Source organism: Allorhizobium undicola ORS 992 = ATCC 700741 (assembly GCF_000621665.1).
Classification (GTDB): Bacteria; Pseudomonadota; Alphaproteobacteria; order Rhizobiales; family Rhizobiaceae; genus Allorhizobium; species Allorhizobium undicola.
The window spans coordinates 46,303-63,827 of record NZ_JHXQ01000017.1 but is presented as its reverse complement, the minus strand read 5'-3'; the positions used below and the strand labels follow the sequence as shown (position 1 = coordinate 63,827).

Annotated in this window: 14 protein-coding genes; 4 read left to right on the top strand and 10 right to left on the bottom strand. The window is 60.9% G+C overall.

The genetic code is table 11. The features are described from left to right. Position 1: 1 nt before the first annotated feature. On the bottom strand, positions 2-2,812 hold the full coding sequence (locus T424_RS21090) for a DNA translocase FtsK (protein ID WP_051559003.1): 2,811 nt from the start codon (positions 2,810-2,812) through the stop codon (positions 2-4). Positions 2,813-3,138: 326 nt separating this feature from the next. On the opposite strand from T424_RS21090, the gene T424_RS0114675 reads away from it, so the two are divergent. Then, entirely contained in the window at positions 3,139-4,134 is a 996-nt protein-coding gene (locus tag T424_RS0114675) for an MDR family oxidoreductase (protein ID WP_027488409.1), read from the top strand. A 55-nt stretch (positions 4,135-4,189) separates the two neighbouring features. Here T424_RS0114675 and T424_RS0114670 read toward each other — a convergent pair whose 3' ends face one another. The 8 genes from T424_RS0114670 to hutI form a co-directional block, all read right to left on the bottom strand. Further along, positions 4,190-5,287 (bottom strand): Gfo/Idh/MocA family protein, encoded by a 1,098-nt coding sequence (locus T424_RS0114670; RefSeq protein WP_027488408.1) that lies wholly within the window; start codon positions 5,285-5,287, stop codon positions 4,190-4,192. After that, positions 5,284-6,069, bottom strand: a complete 786-nt coding sequence (locus tag T424_RS0114665; protein ID WP_027488407.1) for a ThuA domain-containing protein — start codon at positions 6,067-6,069, stop codon at positions 5,284-5,286. Before T424_RS0114665 ends, T424_RS0114670 begins: the two co-directional genes overlap by 4 nt. A 284-nt stretch (positions 6,070-6,353) precedes the next feature. After that, entirely contained in the window at positions 6,354-6,812 is a 459-nt protein-coding gene (locus T424_RS0114660) for a hypothetical protein (RefSeq protein ID WP_154664931.1), read from the bottom strand. Positions 6,813-6,896: 84 nt separating this feature from the next. Beyond that, positions 6,897-7,472 carry a HutD/Ves family protein gene (locus T424_RS0114655; RefSeq protein WP_027488405.1) on the bottom strand — a complete coding sequence of 192 codons (576 nt, stop codon included), beginning with the start codon at positions 7,470-7,472 and terminating at the stop codon, positions 6,897-6,899. 40 nt (positions 7,473-7,512) lie between these two features. Further along, on the bottom strand, positions 7,513-9,186 hold the full coding sequence (gene hutU, locus T424_RS0114650) for a urocanate hydratase (RefSeq protein WP_027488404.1): 1,674 nt from the start codon (positions 9,184-9,186) through the stop codon (positions 7,513-7,515). A 1-nt stretch (position 9,187) separates the two neighbouring features. Then, positions 9,188-9,997 carry an N-formylglutamate deformylase gene (gene hutG, locus T424_RS0114645; RefSeq protein ID WP_027488403.1) on the bottom strand — a complete coding sequence of 270 codons (810 nt, stop codon included), beginning with the start codon at positions 9,995-9,997 and terminating at the stop codon, positions 9,188-9,190. Between the two features lies 1 nt (position 9,998). Continuing rightward, on the bottom strand, positions 9,999-11,534 hold the full coding sequence (gene hutH, locus T424_RS0114640; RefSeq protein ID WP_027488402.1) for a histidine ammonia-lyase: 1,536 nt from the start codon (positions 11,532-11,534) through the stop codon (positions 9,999-10,001). Beyond that, on the bottom strand, positions 11,531-12,757 hold the full coding sequence (gene hutI, locus T424_RS0114635; RefSeq protein WP_154664929.1) for an imidazolonepropionase: 1,227 nt from the start codon (positions 12,755-12,757) through the stop codon (positions 11,531-11,533). The genes hutH and hutI overlap by 4 nt, the downstream gene beginning before the upstream one ends. Before the next feature lie 110 nt (positions 12,758-12,867). Here hutI and T424_RS0114630 point away from each other — a divergent pair, with 110 nt between their 5' ends. The 3 genes from T424_RS0114630 to T424_RS0114620 all read left to right on the top strand — a co-directional run bounded on the left by T424_RS0114630 (position 12,868) and on the right by T424_RS0114620 (position 16,414). After that, entirely contained in the window at positions 12,868-14,220 is a 1,353-nt protein-coding gene (locus tag T424_RS0114630; RefSeq protein ID WP_027488400.1) for a formimidoylglutamate deiminase, read from the top strand. A 30-nt stretch (positions 14,221-14,250) separates the two neighbouring features. Continuing rightward, positions 14,251-14,979: a histidine utilization repressor gene (hutC, locus tag T424_RS0114625; protein WP_027488399.1), complete on the top strand. Its 729-nt coding sequence runs from the start codon at positions 14,251-14,253 to the stop codon at positions 14,977-14,979. A 130-nt stretch (positions 14,980-15,109) separates the two neighbouring features. Continuing rightward, the gene (locus tag T424_RS0114620; RefSeq protein ID WP_027488398.1) at positions 15,110-16,414 is read left to right on the top strand and encodes an NtaA/DmoA family FMN-dependent monooxygenase; all 1,305 of its coding nucleotides are present in this window, start codon (positions 15,110-15,112) and stop codon (positions 16,412-16,414) included. 61 nt (positions 16,415-16,475) lie between these two features. On the opposite strand, the gene T424_RS0114615 is transcribed toward T424_RS0114620, so the two are convergent. Further along, a complete protein-coding gene (locus tag T424_RS0114615; protein ID WP_027488397.1) occupies positions 16,476-17,522 on the bottom strand; it encodes a Gfo/Idh/MocA family protein in 1,047 nt (348 codons plus the stop codon). Between the last annotated feature and the right edge of the window lie 3 nt (positions 17,523-17,525).

Here is a 17,525-nt window from a genome sequence, read left to right as displayed (position 1 = left end):
TTCAATCGCTTTCATCCACTGCAAGGGTCTGACCGGCGCCGGTGGCGCCGCCACCTGCAATGATCTCGCGTTTGCCGACGTGGTTGGCGGCACCGACAAGCCCTTCACGCTCCATGCGCTCGACCAGGGATGCAGCCCGGTTATAGCCGATCGAAAGTCGGCGCTGAATGTAGGATGTCGAGCATTTCTGATCGCGCAACACCACTTTCACTGCCTTTTCGTAAAGATCGTCGCTGTCATCGCTGGTAGACGTTCCGGCGGAAGCAGGAGTGCTGCCGCGTTCCACCACCTCTTCCACGGCCTGCGCGTCACCACCTTCTTCTTCCGTCACGGTGCCCAGATATTCCGGGCGGCCTTGCGTCTTCAGATGGGCAACCACCTGCTCCACCTCCGCGTCGGAAACGAACGGCCCGTGCACACGCTGGATACGCCCGCCGCCAACCATTTGCAGCATGTCGCCCTGCCCCAGAAGATGCTCGGCTCCCTGCTCGCCCAGAATGGTGCGGCTATCGATCTTCGACGTTACCTGGAAGGAAATGCGCGTCGGGAAATTGGCCTTGATCGTGCCGGTGATGACATCGACCGAGGGACGCTGGGTTGCCATGATGAGATGGATACCCGCCGCACGCGCCATCTGCGCCAGTCGCTGGATGGCGCCTTCGATTTCCTTGCCGGCCACCATCATCAGATCGGCCATTTCATCGACGATGATGACGATATAGGGCATGGGCGACAGATCGAGATCCTGATCCTCATAGACCGGCTCGCCGGAATGGCGGTCGAAGCCCGTCTGGATGCTGACCGTGATGATCTCGCCCTTGTCGCGTGCCTGCGCCGCCCGCTCGTTATAGCCGTCGATATTGCGCACGCCGAGCCGCGACATCTTGCGATAACGGTCTTCCATTTCCCGCACGGCCCATTTCAACGCCATGACGGCCTTCTTGGGGTCCGTGACCACGGGTGTCAGCAAATGCGGTATGCCGTCATAAACCGAAAGCTCAAGCATTTTCGGATCGACCATGATCAGGCGGCACTCCTCGGGCTTCAGCCGGTAAAGCAGCGAGAGGATCATGGTGTTGATAGCCACCGACTTGCCCGAACCCGTGGTTCCGGCGACCAGAAGGTGCGGCATTTTCGCCAGTTCGGCAATCACCGGCTCGCCACCAATCGACTTGCCGAGGCACAGGGCAAGCTTGTACTTGCTCTCCCAATAATCCTCGCATTCGATCAATTCCCGCAGATACACGGTCTCGCGCACGGCATTGGGCAATTCGATGCCGATGACATTGCGGCCGGGAACCACGGCGACACGGGCCGAAAGTGCGGACATGGACCGGGCAATATCGTCGGACAGGCCGATGACGCGCGAAGACTTGATACCGGGGGCTGGCTCGAATTCATACAAGGTGACAACCGGACCGGGGCGCACATCGATAACCTCGCCCCGAATGCCGAAATCCTCCAGAACGCTTTCGAGCAGGCCGGCACTCTGTTCCAATGCTTCCGGCAGCATGGCTTCGGCACGCACGGCAGGCGGCTCCTGCAACAGATCGATCGAGGGGAAGGTGAAATCCCCGTCGAACGGATGATTGCGCGCGATTTCGATGCCGCCGCCCAGCGCCCTTTGCAGGCGCGGCGTGGCTTCCACGATCTGGCGGGGACGTTCCTGAACGGTCTCCACCACGGGGTGGATTTCAGCCGCGGGCTGCGCGGTCAGGACCAGCGATGCGGCGGCCGCACTCGGCTCTTCCCACGGCATCGGTTCGCCCTGCACGGCCATTGTTTCGGCCTGCGGCGCGATTTCCGCCACCGGCTGTGCACTCACTTCGAGGCGCAGGGGCGGCTCGGACGATATTTCGACGGTCTGCAAGCCAGGAGCGGCAGGCGGGATGTCTGCAACGCTCGCCACATGGACTGGCTGGACAGGCTGCGGCAGGGATTGGGGCAGAGGCTGGGCCACGCTCTCCGCAGCGGCCCGCTTCGGCTTCACTTCCCTGTAAAGCGCCGCCACCGAACCGACGAGCGGCATGGATTGGCGCTGAGGCAGTGCAGCCGCTTTTACGGCAATTGTCACCTCTGGGGCGGGCTCCGCCATGTCATCCGGCATCATTTCGAAGAATGCAAAATCCGAAATTGCCAGCGCAGGCAGATGAGACGAGGTAACAGGTGCGAAATTTGCCGGCTGAGCGGGCTGGGGTGAATCAGCCTTCCCGTCAGCAATCGCCTCCTCCTCGTGGCGTAGATGCACTTCGATATGCTCCGGCATACGCATGATGGCAGCAGCCTGTCGCAGTTTCTGGGCGTCCACGTCCACCACAATCGGGCTTGCGGCGTCCACGACCGGTTCTGCCGTCATGGCAGGGGTTTCAACCACAGCCTCAACGGCCGGGGCGTCGGATACAGGATCGGTCCTGGGGGCGTCCGCCTGTTTCCTCATGACATTCTTGATCAGCAAGGGGGCTCCGGTTTTTGGCAGGCCGAAAAATGCGGGGCTTTTCACCACCGGCTCGGTTATCGGCATTTCAGTCACGGGCGGCGCGGCAACGGCTTGTTGCTGCGCCGCTTCTGCGGCTTGTGCGGCAGCAGCAGCCTCCGCCTCGCGGCGGCGGAGGATGGCGCTTTCGGGCGTGCGCGTGAAGCGCACATTCGGCCCCAGCACGAAAGCCTTGTGCCAGGGTTCGAGTTGCTCAGGCGGCGTCAGCGGCTGTCCGGCCTGGTCCCGACCCTGCGGCTGGGCAGCCTGATGGACGGACCGCGCGTCTTCGCCGGTCTGGTCTGCATTCGGGTGGGAAGAGTTTGGTGGAAAGCGCATGGTGCCTACGGTTCGGTAAAAGAGACTCGTCTCCTAAGGAAGTAAAAAATAAAGGTTAATCACTCCTTTCCATGCCGCGATCCGACATGCCGGTCCCAGCATCGAAAAAGCGATAAAATTATCCATAACGCCATGTAAATATTGCCTTTTTAGTTATTCGCCATTAGGCAAGAAAACTTTACGCGATGCCATCATCTTGAAAATGCGTCAGAATTTTTTTCACCCTGCCCCTGGGTCATTTTCCTGCCCTGAGATGAGGCAGGGATGGCATCTGGCTTCTGCCGCAAAGGCATGGCAACCTGCCTGCCAATGAGGAGGAGTGCGCAATGAGCCAAGGATTTACCGCCGTCGTCATCGATACCGTGGATGGCCAGCCCAGGGGGCAGTTTCGCGAGTTGCACCTCAATGACCTCGCCGATCATGACGTGCTGGTGGAGGTGGCCTACTCCACCCTGAACTACAAGGACGGGCTTGCCTTTACCGGCAAGGGCCGTATTGCCCGGCATATGCCGGTCATTGCGGGAGCCGACCTTTCCGGCACGGTCGTGGACTCGCGGTCGCCACTCTGGAAAGCCGGTGACAAGGTCATCGTCAATGGTTTCGGCATGAGCGAAACCGAAGGCGGCGGCTATAGCCGCTATCAGAGGGTCAAGCCGGAATGGCTGCTGCGCCTGCCGGAAGCCTTCAGCCTTCAGGAAGCCATGGCAATCGGCACGGCTGGCTATACCGCGGCCCTTGCCGTGCTGGCGTTGGAGGATTGGGGCCGTATCACGCCCGGCCAGGGCGAGGTGCTGGTCACGGGCGCGGCCGGAGGCGTCGGTTCGATCGCCATAAGCCTGCTTGCCGCTGCCGGATACCGTGTCACCGCCGCCACCGGGCGGCCACAGACGCATGATTATCTGGCGGGCCTCGGCGCCAGCCATTTCGTGGAACGCGCCACACTGGCCGAAAAAGGCGGAGCTTTGCAGAAGGAGCGCTGGACAGGCGCAATCGACACGGTCGGCAGCAGCACGCTTGCCAATGTCATTGCCCAGACTGTCTATAACGGCGCAGTGGCGGCCTGCGGCCTCGCGGGTGGTGCCGATCTTCCTGCCACTGTCATGCCTTTCATCCTGCGCGGCGTGACCCTCATCGGCATCGATTCCGTCATGACGCCGATGGCGAAGCGCGAACGCGCCTGGTCCCGGCTTGCCGAAAGCCTCAACCGCGCCCATCTTGCAGACATGACAAAGGTGGAACCCCTTTCCAACCTGCCACAGCTTGCCAATGCAATCATGGCAGGCGAAATCAGGGGCCGGGTCGTGATCGATGTCACGCGGTAAAGGCTGAAAACTGCCATGACGGTGCATTCTTCCCCCGCCATGGCCTCCCCAGGCGTTAGCCGGAGATGAGCTTGATCTGCGGAACCGCGACAGGCTCGGCAACGGCGTATTCGCGCCGCTCCACTTCCGTCATCATGGCAATGTCCAGCACTTTCTGCAAATTAGCAGCGTGGCGGAAGCTCGGTTCACGGTTTTGTTGCTCCCGGATCGCCTCGATGAAACGCTGATAGTTGGTCGCGGTTGTTCCGGCGTCCAGATCCTGCCATTGCCCTTTCTCCACATCATCGCCAAGGCAGGCCCGCAGTGCATTGCCCGTTGGCGTGTGGACCACTTCCAGAGCGCCCTTTTCGCCATGCATCCGCAGGCGAAGCTCATTGAGATGGCCGGTCGCCCAACGTGTGGCATGGATGACCCCCATGGCGCCATTGGAGAATTCGGCCGTCATCGTGAAACTGTCATTGGCGTCGAGGTCATAGTCGCGGATGCGATTTCCCGGCGCTTTTTCAAAGGTCTTCAACCGCGCGAAAATCCGATCCACTTCGGTGGCCGCGCCATAACCTGCGAAATCGAGAATATGAATACCTACGTCGCCCAGGACGCCATTGGAACCATGCTTGGTGGAAAGGCGCCACAGCCATTGATCCTCTGTCGCCCAATCGCCCCATGCCTTGGAAACCAGCCAGCTTTGCAGATAGGAGGCCTCGATATGCCGGATGCGGCCAATTTCGCCAGCCAATACCATCTGCCGTGCACGCTGTACCGGCGCAACATTGCGGTAGGTCAGGTTGACCATGTTGATCAGGCCGCTCTCTTCTGCCCGCCGCGCCATTTCGTCGGCGCGCTCGTAGGTTTCGGCCAGAGGCTTTTCGCAGAACACATGTTTTCCTGCGGCCAGCAATTGCAGTGTCGTGGGATAATGGATCCGGTCGGGCGTGACATTGGCAACGGCGTCGAACTCGCCCCATTCGATGGCCTCGTCCAGCGAGGTAAAACTGGTGGCAATATCATGACGAAGCGCAAAGCCTCTGACCTTGGCAATATCGACATCGACGGCGCCGACCAGCTGCACGTCGCTATTGGTGGCAAACTCCATGGCATGGCGGTTTGCCATGCCGCCAGTGCCGAGAATGAGAAGACGGACAGCAGCGCTCACTTATAGCCCTCCTCTCCGGCCTTATGCAGCTTTGGGCCGCGCTCTGTGATCGGCTCCAGCGCCTGTTCAACCGGCACATTGGGGGCATCGTGAAGGGCCGAAAATGCAGGCGCGGGATTGAAAGCCCATTTGACCGCATTGGCGATAACACGCATCACCGTCGCATCATGATAGGTGGGATAGGTTTCATGACCGGGCCGGAAATAGAAGATATGGCCTGCCCCACGACGCCAGGTGAGACCGGACCGGAAAACCTCGCCACCCGCGAACCAGGAGATAAACACCGTTTCCAGCGGCTCCGGCACCGCGAAAAATTCGCCATACATTTCTTCGTTTTCCAGCACGAAATTCTCAGGGATGCCACGTGCGATGGGATGTCCGGGATTGACCGTCCAAAGCCGTTCCCGTTCGCCCGCCTCGCGCCACTTCGGTGAGCAGGGCGTGCCCATCAAACGCTTGAAGACCTTTGCGAAATGCCCCGAATGCAGGACGATGAGACCCATGCCTTCATGAACACGCGCGCAAACGCGCTCCACCACCTCGTCGCTGACGGCGCCATGGGCCTTATGCCCCCACCACACCAGCACGTCCGTGCTGGCAAGCCGTTGCACTGAGAGACCGTGCCCGGCCTCCTGCAGAGTTGCCGTCTCCGCCAGAATGTCCGGATCGCGATTGAGCGCTTCGGCAATGACCGTGTGCATTCCGTCTGGATAGATTTCGCCTACGACCGGATTTTCATGTTCGTGAATATTCTCGCCCCAGACTATCGTTCTGATCGCCACATGGCTCTCCCTGACTGACAATGGTTTCGAGGTGACAGGCTGATTGCAGGACAAAAGCGGATTACAGCGCCGTGCGTTTTATCAAACGCACGAAGGACGCTGCAACGCCTTAAATCTGCTGCATAATTTTCACCTTAAATCGATTCCGATTTAAGGAATTATGCAGTAGACCTCATAGACGTGCCCTGCCATGCCGGGAAATTTAAAGCCGAACCGGGCTTCGGTACAGGCCAGTCAGACCGCTGTTCCGATCGAAACCCGGATTTCGCTTTTCCTGAACTGCTCTAGCGGGTCAGCCCCCAGACGAAACCGATCAGGCCTGCCGCCGCGACAGCCTGAAGAGGCCAGCTGCGGATCAGGCCGGATAGATCGCCCGTCACGTTCGTCCGGCCCGCCGCGACGGGTCGGGAGCCCTCCAACCGGGCAATTTCTGTGCGAAGATAGCGGATTTCGGACTCCGGATCATCTTCGTTGCGCTGCCGCTGGTTAAGGGCCGAGATCACATGCGGAACGTCATCTTCGGGTGTCGGGTTGGAGGCGGCTTTGTTCATCCGATGCTGGTTTTCAACGTCATCGGCATCCACACGTCCGGTCGGCGTATCCGTTCTCGTCACGGAAACAGGGTCGGAGGCTGGAAATGTTTCCTCAAGGCCACGCTGCAAATTCTTGTCCGGGCTTTCGTGACCGCGTCTGGCATTTTCCTGCTCAAGCGATTCCACTGCGGGGGATGTTTGCTCTGTCATGTGTGACCTCCTTGGTTTCACACTGAACGGACGAGGCCCCTGAGCGGTTCCGGCGGGCATAAATCTTGTCAGGAAAGTTCTCGCTCAGGCCGCCGGATGAATGAAGACGAGAAAAATATCGAAGAAACCGTCAGGCTCGATCTGAAGCACCGCCCCCTCTGCGGGACAAATCAGACAATCGAGAGGTTCAGCCGTGAAAAAATAAGTGTTCCCCGACACCTGCGCCCGCCCGTTGAAGACAATAAAACGAAGGCCGCTTTGCGCCTCCAGTTGGACCGGGCCCTCGACTGGCAAGCGGATCAGCTGATGACGATAAAAGCCACGCCTGCTCATCAGGTTGAGGTCAACCGTCTCGCCCGCGATCAGGCGGGCGTGAACGGGAGAGGCGCCATCGAAAACATGCGGAGCACCGTCTTTCATCAGGGTGGTGGAGTGGCCATCCGTCTCCAGCACCATGCCGTTACCCGCCAGCACTGCAATGCTGCGATCAATCCCCGGAAAAGCCGAAAACGGTCCATCCTCGGCAACCGTCGCGATGCTGACCCGCCACATAAAATCCGGATGCAGGCTTTCATCGCGATGGAGCGCCACCTCGCGGGTGACGCCACCGCCATTTTTCCACGGCACTGTCTTGTAGTTCGCCGATTTCAAAAGCTGCATCCGGCCCCCTCCCTGGGGAACGTGTCTCTCAATCCGAGGTTCAATTACCCAGAATGCCCGGCAAGCGCAGCCCCTTGTCCCGCGCGCAATCCAGCGCAATGTCATAGCCCGCATCGGCATGGCGCATGACACCGGTGGCCGGATCGTTCCACAGCACCCGCTCCAGCCGTCTGGCGGCATCATCGGTGCCATCGGCGCAAATCACCACACCGGAATGCTGCGAGAAGCCCATGCCCACGCCGCCGCCATGATGCAGCGAAACCCATGTGGCGCCGGAAGCGGTATTCAACAATGCATTGAGCAGCGGCCAGTCGGAGACGGCATCGGAGCCATCCTTCATGGCTTCCGTCTCGCGGTTCGGCGAGGCGACCGAGCCGCTATCCAGATGATCACGGCCAATGACCACGGGCGCTTTCAGCTCGCCCTTGCGCACCATCTCGTTGAAGGCCAGCGCCAGTCGATGCCGGTCGCCAAGACCCACCCAGCAGATGCGGGCGGGCAGGCCCTGAAAGGCGATGCGTTCACGCGCCATGTCCAGCCAGTTGTGCAGATGCGTGTTGTCCGGCAAAAGCTCCTTCACCTTGGCATCGGTCTTGTAAATATCTTCAGGATCGCCCGACAGCGCCGCCCAGCGGAAGGGGCCAATGCCCCGGCAAAATAGCGGGCGAATATAGGCTGGCACGAAACCGGGAAATGCAAACGCATTTTCCAGCCCCTCTTCCTTGGCCACCTGCCGGATGTTGTTGCCGTAATCCAGCGTCGGCACGCCCATGTTCCAGAAATCCACCATGGCCTGAACATGGGTTTTCATCGAGGCGCGGGCAGCGGCTTCCACTGCCTTCGGATCGCTTTCCTGCTTTTCGCGCCACTCCCCAACCGTCCAGCCGGAAGGCAGATAGCCATGGATCGGGTCATGGGCCGAGGTCTGATCGGTGACAATGTCGGGACGGATGCCGCGCTTGAGCAGTTCAGGGAAAATTTCCGCCGCATTGCCGATCAGGCCGACGGATTTCGCCTCTCCGGCCTTTGTCCAGGTATCGATCATCGACAGCGCTTCGTCCAGAGAATGCGCCTTGGCATCGAGATAGCGGGTGCGCAGGCGGAAATCCACGCGGGTCTCATCGCATTCCACCGCAAGGCAGCAGGCCCCGGCCATGACAGCGGCCAAAGGCTGCGCACCACCCATGCCGCCAAGCCCGCCCGTCAGTATCCACTTACCCTTGAGATTGCCCTGGTAGTGCTGACGACCGGCCTCCACGAAGGTTTCATAGGTCCCCTGAACAATGCCCTGCGTGCCGATATAGATCCAGGAACCGGCAGTCATCTGGCCGTACATGGCCAGGCCCTTTTTATCCAGTTCGTTGAAATGTTCCCATGTGGCCCAATGCGGCACGAGATTGGAATTGGCAATCAGCACGCGGGGTGCATCCTTGTGGGTTCGGAAAATCCCGACCGGCTTGCCGGATTGCACCAGCAGCGTCTCATCCTCGTTCAGCTCCGTGAGCGAAGCGACGATGCGGTCGAAATCCTCCCAGGTCCGGGCAGCGCGGCCGATACCACCATAGACCACCAGCTCGTGCGGGCGCTCGGCCACGTCGGGGTCGAGATTGTTCATCAGCATCCGCAGCGGCGCTTCCGTCATCCAGCTTTTGGCGGTGAGCTGCGAGCCATGCGGGGCGCGCACGTCGCGGATGTTGTGGCGTGGATTGGTCATGTCATTCCCCCTTGGATGTAAGGGCCATTGCAGCAGTTTCGATGCGCGTCAAAATGGCCTGGAGATAGATACGAAGCTTTTCCGCCTTGGCAGCGTCATAGGCAAAAGGCGGGGTTTCAGTGGCCAGATGCGACTTCTGGCTCAGCTCCATCTGGATTGCATGGACACCCTCCTGCGGGCAGCCGTAATGGCGCGTCGTCCAGCCGCCCTTGAAGCGGCCATTGACGATGGCGCTAAAACCCTCTGCCGTTTGCGCCACGCCGGAAGCCGCGTCTTCGATAGCGCCATCGCAGCTTGCGCCGGAATTGGTGCCGATATTGAAATCCGGCAGCCGCCCTTCGAACAGGAAGGGAATGAGCGAACGAATCGAATGGCAATCATAAACGACAGCCACGCCATGCAGCGCTTTCACACGTTCGATTTCGGCGGCAAGAGCGGCGTGATAAGGCCGGTGAAAAGCCTCCAGCCGGGCGGAAATATCTCCTTCAGCCGGAGCGGCCCCCTCCTTCCAGATCGGCAGGCCATCGAAATCCGTGTTCGGCACAAGATCGGTGGTGTTCTGGCCGGGATAGAGGCTCTTGCCCTCAGGGTCACGATTGGCATCGATCACATAGCGATGAAAGGTGGCGCGCAGCGTGGTGGCATTTGGCAACAGACCGGCATAAAGCGTGTGGATATGCCAATCCGTATCGGCCAGCAGCCTGCCATTGTCGTTCAGCCTTTCCCATATTTCCGGCGGAACCAGCGTTCCGGTGTGTGGAAAGGCGAGAATGACCGGCGAGGAGCCCTGAACCAGTTCGAAAACGGCCATGTCAGCTCTCCAGAACCGGCAGGATGCCCGGTGTTACGGCTGCAACCAGCGCGCCGGAACCGACGAGTTCTGCTGCCGCCTGAAGATCGGGCGCCATATAGCGATCTTCTTCCAGCGTCGGTACGGCCCGGCGCAGCACGGCCATGGCCTTTTGCAATTCGGCACTCGTCGCAAGCGGCCCGCGCAGCTCAACGCCTTGTACGGCGCATAGCGCCTCGATGCCGAGAATGGCGAAGAGATTGTCCGTCATCTGCAACAGCCGCCGCGCCCCGTGGCAGGCCATGGAGACATGGTCTTCCTGATTGGCAGAGGTGGGCGTGGAATCGACAGAGGCCGGATGCGCCATCTGCTTGTTTTCACTCATCAGCGCCGCAGAGGTAACTTCGGCGATCATCAGGCCGGAATTGAGCCCCGGCTTTTTCGAAAGAAAGGCGGGCAGGCCGTAAGACAGCGCCGGATCGACCAGAAGGGCTATGCGCCGCTGCGAAATCGCGCCGATTTCACACACGGCAATTGCAATCTGGTCGGCGGCAAAAGCCACCGGCTCGGCATGGAAGTTACCGCCGGACACCACTGAATTGTCGGAAAGCACCAGCGGATTGTCCGTCACCGCATTGGCTTCGATCTCCAGCGTGCGGGCGGCAAAACGGATGAGATCCAGGCAGGCCCCGTCCACCTGCGGCTGGCAGCGAATGCAATAGGGATCCTGCACCCGCTCATCGCCCTCCACATGGCTTTCGCGAATCTGTGAGCCTTCCAGCAAACGGCGTAGCGCATTGCCTGCATCGATCTGGCCCTTGTGGCCCCGCAGCGTGTGAATATCGGCATGGAAGGGCGCGGAAGAACCCATGGCGGCATCGGTGGAAAGCGCACCAGTCATCAGCGCCGTCTGGGCTGCACGATGGGCACGGAACAGGCCGGCAAGCGCCAGGGCCGTGGAGGTCTGCGTCCCGTTGATCAGCGCCAGCCCCTCCTTGGCCGCCAGCACCACCGGCTGCAATCCGGCCCGCTTCAAGGCTTCGCCGCCGGAAAGACGCTGCCCCTGATAAAATGCCTCGCCCTCCCCCATCATCACCGCGGTCATATGGGCAAGGGGCGCAAGATCGCCGGAGGCGCCGACAGACCCCTTTTCCGGAATGACCGGCGTCACGCTCCTGTCCAGCATGGCCTCGATGAGCCTTATCAGTTCCAGCCGCACACCGGAGGCTCCGCGACCGAGCGACACCAGCTTCAGCGCCATGATCAGGCGCACCACATTTTCAGCCAGCGGCTGCCCCACGCCGCAGCAATGCGACAGGATGAGATTGCGCTGGAGTGTCGCGACATCGGCAGCGTCGATCTTGATGGAGGCGAGCTTGCCGAAGCCGGTATTGATGCCATAGACCGGGACGTTGCCGCGCGCGATTTCAGCGATACGCCCGGCGGCCCGGATAATGGCGGCATCCGCCGAGGCATCCAGCACGGCTGCTTCGCCATCCCAATAGATGGCCATGAGCTGCGACAGCGTTACCTGCCCCGGCATGAGGGTGATCGTCATGATGCAATCCTTTGTCCCTTGAAGACACGCAAATGAAGGGGGTTGAAGCCGATGCGATAGACAAGCTCGGCAAGGCTTTCGACGTCCCAGATGGCAAGATCGGCAGATTTTCCCACCTCGATCGTGCCGGTTTCGGAGAGAAGTCCCAGAGCCCGCGCCGCTTCCCGCGTGGCGCCCGCCAGGCATTCCTCCACCGTCAGGCCAAACAGGGTGGCGGACATGTTCATCGTCAGCAAAAGCGAGGTCAGCGGCGAGGTTCCGGGGTTGCAATCCGTCGCGATAGCCATCGGCACGCCCGCCTTGCGAAGTGCCGCGACCGGGGGCTTTTTCGTTTCGTTGAGGGCGTAGAAAGCGCCGGGCAGCAGTACGGCAACCGTTCCGGCGTCCGCCATGGCCGCCACGCCGTCTTCGTCCAGATATTCCAGATGATCTGCGGAAAGCGCGCCATAAGAGGCGGCAAGGCGTGCGCCTCCGAGGTTCGACAATTGCTCGGCATGAAGCTTCACCGGCAGGCCCAACTCACGGGCGACATCGAAAACCCGTGCGATTTCGGCAGGGGAAAAGGCAATGCCTTCACAAAAGCCATCGACCGCATCCACCAGCCCTTGCGTGTGGGCAAGCCTCAAGCCGGGAATGACCACATCGGTTATATAGTCACCATTGCGGCCCTTGTATTCAGCGGGCGTGGCATGGGCGGCAAGCCAGGAGGTGACGATGCGCACCGGCGCGAAATGCTCGAGCGCCCGCGCGGCCCGCAGCATTTTCAGCTCATTTTCGACCGAAAGCCCGTAACCCGATTTGACTTCAACGGTACTGACACCTTCACTTAGCAGCCTATCGAGACGCGGCAGCGCCTCGCCGACCAGCTCTTCCACCGTCAGCGCATTGGTGGCCGCAACCGAAGAAACGATACCGCCGCCGGCCCGCGCAATCTCTTCATAGCTTGCCCCTTTGAGCCGCATCTCGAATTCCCGCGCGCGATTTCCTCCGTGAACGAGATGCGTGTGGCAATCGATGAGCCCCGGCGTGACCCACCGGCCCTCAAGATCGATGACGCAAGCCCCGGAAGACGATGCCCGCGGCACATCGGCCTGCGGCCCGGCATAAAGGATCCGTCCATCCGAGATGACCACCGCGGCGCGCTCGATCACGCCCAGTCCGGGGTGAGATCGGGCAAGCGTCGCAAGCCGCCCATTGCGCAGGATCGTCAACCCGGCATCCATCTCGTTGCTCCCTTTTTGGCTTCCCTTCGGCAAAAACATGTATATACATAAAAATCACTTGGCAACCGCATTTTTACGATTGTTGCGGCCGGGCATAAGGAGACAAACAGATGCAGACCATCCATGCTGGTGCAGCCTTTCTCGAAAAGGGATGGGTGAAAAATCTGCGCATCGGCATAGAAAACGGCCGGATCGCACAGCTTCTGGCCAATCAGGCGCCGCAGGACACCGACGAGTGCCACGCCGTGATCGTGCCTGGCATGGCCAATCTGCATAGCCACGCCTTCCAGCGCGCCATGGCTGGCCTTGCGGAAATGCGCGGCCCCGGACAGGACAGTTTCTGGAGCTGGCGCACGGTCATGTATGAGATGGCGCAAAGCTTTTCGCCGGAGCATTTGCACGCCGTGGCCTGCCAGCTTTACATGGAAATGCTGGAGGCCGGTTTTACGCGGGTGGGCGAATTCCACTACCTCCACCATGATCGGCAAGGGGCGCACTTTGCCGATATTGGCGAGCTTTCCTACAGAATTGCCGCCGCAGCGGGCCAGACCGGCATTGCGCTTACCCTGCTGCCGGTTTTCTACGCCCATGCGGGATTTGGCGGCATGGAACCCGCCAATGGCCAGCGCCGCTTCATCAATTCGGTGGAAAGCTTTGCCCGGCTCATGGAGCGCTGCCGCCGCCTGCTTGCCCCGCTGCCGGAAGCGCGCCTTGGCATCGCACCCCACAGCCTGCGCGCTGTCACCCCTGAAGAGCTTGCCGAAATCCTGCCGCTGGCTCAAAACGGGCCGGTGCATATTCATGTGGCCGAGCAGCAAAGGGAAGTGGAGGATTGCCTGCAATGGTCTGGCCGCAGGCCGGTGGAATGGCTTCTCGACAACGCACCCGTGGACGCTCGCTGGGCGCTGATCCACGCCACACACATGAACGAGGCGGAAACCACGGCCATGGCCCGCCGCAAGGCCCTTGCCGGACTATGCCCGATCACCGAAGCCAATCTGGGCGATGGCACCTTCCCGGCACCGGATTTCCTGCGGGAAGGCGGCGAATTCGGCATCGGGTCGGATTCGAATATCCTGATTTCCCTGCCGCAGGAATTGCGCCAGCTCGAATATTCGCAGCGCCTGCATCTGCGCTCGCGCAATGTCATTGCCGCGCCCGGCCAGTCAACCGGTGAACGTTTGTTTTCTGAGGCGATCAACGGTGGCAGCCGCGCCCTTCAGGGTGCGGGCCATCTCGCCCCCGGCGCCGCCGCCGACTTTGTTTCGCTTGATTGCACCGCACTTGCCTATCTTGCACCGGAGAGACTTTTCGATCAGTGGATCTTTGCAGAGGGCGTCAGCGTGGATACGGTCTGGGTGCATGGCAAGGCGCAGGTCAGAAAGGGCCGCCACGTTCGCCGCGATTCCATTGCCCGCGACTTCCACAGGGCAATGCAAGACTTGGTGGCCGGTTTGGGATAAACCGGCTGACACCACGCAATGGACCGCCAGATGACAGATAGCCCACAACCCGCCGCCACCCTGCACCAGCAGATCCTGGGCGACATCGAAAAGCGCATTCTCTCCGGTGAATGGCCCCCCGGTTTCCGCCTTCCTTTCGAGGTGGAACTGGCGAAATCCTACGATGTGTCGCGCATGACGGTGAACAAGGTGCTGACACGGCTGGCCGCAGCCGGGCTGGTGGAGCGGCGCAAGAAATCCGGTACCTTCGTGGCCCAGCCAAAGGTCCACTCGGCTGTCCTGGAAATCCATGACATCGAAGCGGAAGTCCGCTCGCTGAACCGTGCCTATGGCCTGCAACTGCTTTCCCGTCGCCTGTGCCTCGGCGGAGAGGCAGAAGATGGCGATTTTGAAGCCAATGGCGAAACAAGGCTTCTCGAACTTTCCTGCCTGCACACGGCTGGCGGAGCACCTTTTTGCCACGAATACCGCCTGATCAATCTCGACATCGTGCCAAAGGCTGAAGAGGCTGATTTCAGCCGCATCGCGCCCGGCCAGTGGCTGCGCATGGAAGTGCCGTGGAGCGCGGCAGAACACAGGATTCGTGCCATTTCTCCCGACAGGACCATGGCGGCCCGCCTCAATCTTGCACGAAACGCGGCCTGCCTTGTGGTGGAACGGCGAACCTGGAACGAGCAGGATGCCGTTACCTTCGTTCGTTTCACCTATCCCGGCGACCAGCACGCCGTCCTCGCCCGGTTCACGCCGCAGTCGGGTTAGTGCAGCGTGCGGCATTTGGTCCGCGAAAGGCGCTTGCACCTTCGTAAAGTGGAGGAATAGAAGCAGCATTTGAAACGGTTTCATTCAGGCTGCCATTCCCACCGGCCGTTGCATTGCAGGAGGAGTTTCCATGTCGCACAGAAAGCTTCACATCGGCATGTCGCTGGCCCCGACATGGCTGAGCGGCGACGGCTGGCGGCGGCAGGACAGCCGTGTGGAACACCTGCTCGACAGCGATTTCTATGTCGATGTCGCCCGCCGCGCCGAAGCTGCCCACCTGGATTTCGTGTTTCGTCCGGATACGCTTTTTCTCTCCGCCGCCGCGCTGGAAAACGGCCCCGGTTTCACCAGCATGGACCCTACCGTGCTTCTGGCCGCGCTGAGCCGTGAAACCAGCCATATTGGCCTGCTTTCTACGGTCTCCACAAGTTTCTTCCCGCCCTATATCGTTGCCCGGCAAATCCAGTCGCTGAACTGGCTGAGCAAGGGGCGAACCGGCTGGAACATCGTGACGGCCCTCGATGGCAATGACAATTTCGGTATCGAGACCATGCCGAGTGCAGAGGAGCGTTATGCCCGCGCCGCCGAATTTACCCAAATCGTCCGGCATTTGTGGCAAAGCTTTCCCGCCGACAGCATTGTCTGCGACCGGACGGGAGGCCGCTACGCCGATAGCCGCCGCGTGCAGCCCATCGATCATCGCGGTTCATTCTTCAACGTCAAGGGGCCGCTCACCCTGCCCGGATATGATCGCGCGCCACTGCCTCTGATCCAGGCTGGCGCGTCGCCCGCCGGGCGCGATTTTGCCGCCTCGGTTGCCGATGCCGTGTTTGCCTCCGCACCGGACATGCAGGCCGCCATCGATCTGCGCCGCGATCTGCGCGCCCGCGCAGAAACCCATGGCCGCTCCGCCGACGATATTCTCGTTCTTCCGGGACTCAGCCTTTACCTCGCCCAAACGCGCCGTCAGGCCGAGGAATTGTTCGCCGAAACCCATCAGCGCACGGCCCGCGTGAAGGCGATGGCCAATCTCAAGGCCATGACCGGCCTTGAGGTCACAGACTGGCCGGATGACCGCCCCGTGACCCTCGCCGACCTGCCGCCACTGCCGTCACAGCCGCGCAGCCGCACGCATCTTGACCTTCTGCTGCGGGCAATCGAGCGGGACACACCACGGCTGGGAGAGTTGTTGAAGCGGCCCGAAGTGATTGGCTCTGCCCATTGGCAGGTGATCGGCACGGTAGACGATGCCTTCGACGCCATTACGGCATGGAGCGAGGCAGACGCGATAGACGGCTTCGTCACCTTGCCCGGCGGGTCGGTGGACTGCCTGCATCGCAGCATGAATGAGCTGATCCCGCGCCTTGCGCAAGCCGGCCACTTCCGCAAGGCCTATGGCAGCGACACCTTCTACGGTCATCTGAAGGAAAAATAGGCCCGTTTTCCGAGACATGTCAGGGGCCCTTCAATGACCCCTGGCATGAGAACGCGATACCCTATTCTTTCAGGCCCGCAGCCGCGAAATCAATTCCGACAGCCCGGCGGATGGCATCGAGCGCCGCCATGGTGTCCAGCGAACCGTTGAGCGGCCTGCATGGCGTTTCGGTCTTGCCGGCGGCAATGCAGCGGGCAACTTCGGCAGCCTCATAGTAAAGGCCGTCGAAATGGCGGCCACAGGGCTCCTCGTAACGCAACACCACATCGCCGTCGCGGGAGCGAAGTTCGAAGGGGCCGGGAAGATTGAATTCGCTGATGAAGCGGATGGTGGCCTTGGAGCCGACGATAGCCGCATTTGTCGGTGTAAATCCATAGGGCGATGTGCCCATGGTGGCGAGGTTGCCCGCCGCATCCGTCATGACAACCGCCAACTGGCCGTTCACGCCGCTGGGATCGGCCTGCCCAAGACCCACCACCTGCGCCGGGGCACCCATCAGCCTGGCGATCATGGCAACCGGATAGGTGCCAAGGTCTAGCAAGGGGCCACCTGCAAGCCGTGGATCGAAAAGCCGGTGATCGGTCGGCAGATATTCGCCATATTCGGTATAGACCGAGCGGATATCTCCCAGCACGCCAGCCTGAATAATCTGCTCGATCACATCGAATTTCGGCAGGAAGAAGGTCCATAGCGCTTCGGCAAAAAACAGCCCTTTCGACCGGGCCAATGCCACCATTTCGTCAGCCTGTGCCTTATTGAGGGCCATGGGCTTTTCCACCAGAACATGCTTGCCGGCGTTGAGCGCAAGCAGAACATGCTCATGATGAAAATTATGCGGCGTCGCCACATAGATCACATCGATCGCCGCGTCATTGACCAGCGCCTCGTAGGAACCATGGGCACCGGCGATTTCATGGGTCTGCGCGAAAGCGGCTGCCGTCTGCGCGTTGCGGGAGCCGACCGCCGCGATGATCTGGCGGGTATGGGCCTTGACGCTGCGAATGAACTGGCTGGCAATCCAGCCGGTTCCGAGAATGCCCCAGCGCAGAGCCGGGGCCTCCATGGGCGAGGGAATGCGGGATGCGGGCAAGGATGCCGGAAAGCTCATGAC

Bases quoted from the DNA above. Each gene is read 5' to 3' on its own strand.
- T424_RS21090 (WP_051559003.1), bottom strand. From the start codon at position 2,812: ATGCGCTTTCCACCAAACTCTTCCCACCCGAATGCAGACCAGACCGGC.
- T424_RS0114675 (WP_027488409.1), top strand. From the start codon at position 3,139: ATGAGCCAAGGATTTACCGCCGTCGTCATCGATACCGTGGATGGCCAG.
- T424_RS0114660 (WP_154664931.1), bottom strand. From the start codon at position 6,812: ATGACAGAGCAAACATCCCCCGCAGTGGAATCGCTTGAGCAGGAAAAT.
- T424_RS0114655 (WP_027488405.1), bottom strand. From the start codon at position 7,472: ATGCAGCTTTTGAAATCGGCGAACTACAAGACAGTGCCGTGGAAAAAT.
- hutU (WP_027488404.1), bottom strand. From the start codon at position 9,186: ATGACCAATCCACGCCACAACATCCGCGACGTGCGCGCCCCGCATGGC.
- hutG (WP_027488403.1), bottom strand. From the start codon at position 9,997: ATGGCCGTTTTCGAACTGGTTCAGGGCTCCTCGCCGGTCATTCTCGCC.
- hutH (WP_027488402.1), bottom strand. From the start codon at position 11,534: ATGACGATCACCCTCATGCCGGGGCAGGTAACGCTGTCGCAGCTCATG.
- hutI (WP_154664929.1), bottom strand. From the start codon at position 12,757: ATGGATGCCGGGTTGACGATCCTGCGCAATGGGCGGCTTGCGACGCTT.
- T424_RS0114630 (WP_027488400.1), top strand. From the start codon at position 12,868: ATGCAGACCATCCATGCTGGTGCAGCCTTTCTCGAAAAGGGATGGGTG.
- hutC (WP_027488399.1), top strand. From the start codon at position 14,251: ATGACAGATAGCCCACAACCCGCCGCCACCCTGCACCAGCAGATCCTG.
- T424_RS0114620 (WP_027488398.1), top strand. From the start codon at position 15,110: ATGTCGCACAGAAAGCTTCACATCGGCATGTCGCTGGCCCCGACATGG.
- T424_RS0114615 (WP_027488397.1), bottom strand. From the start codon at position 17,522: ATGAGCTTTCCGGCATCCTTGCCCGCATCCCGCATTCCCTCGCCCATG.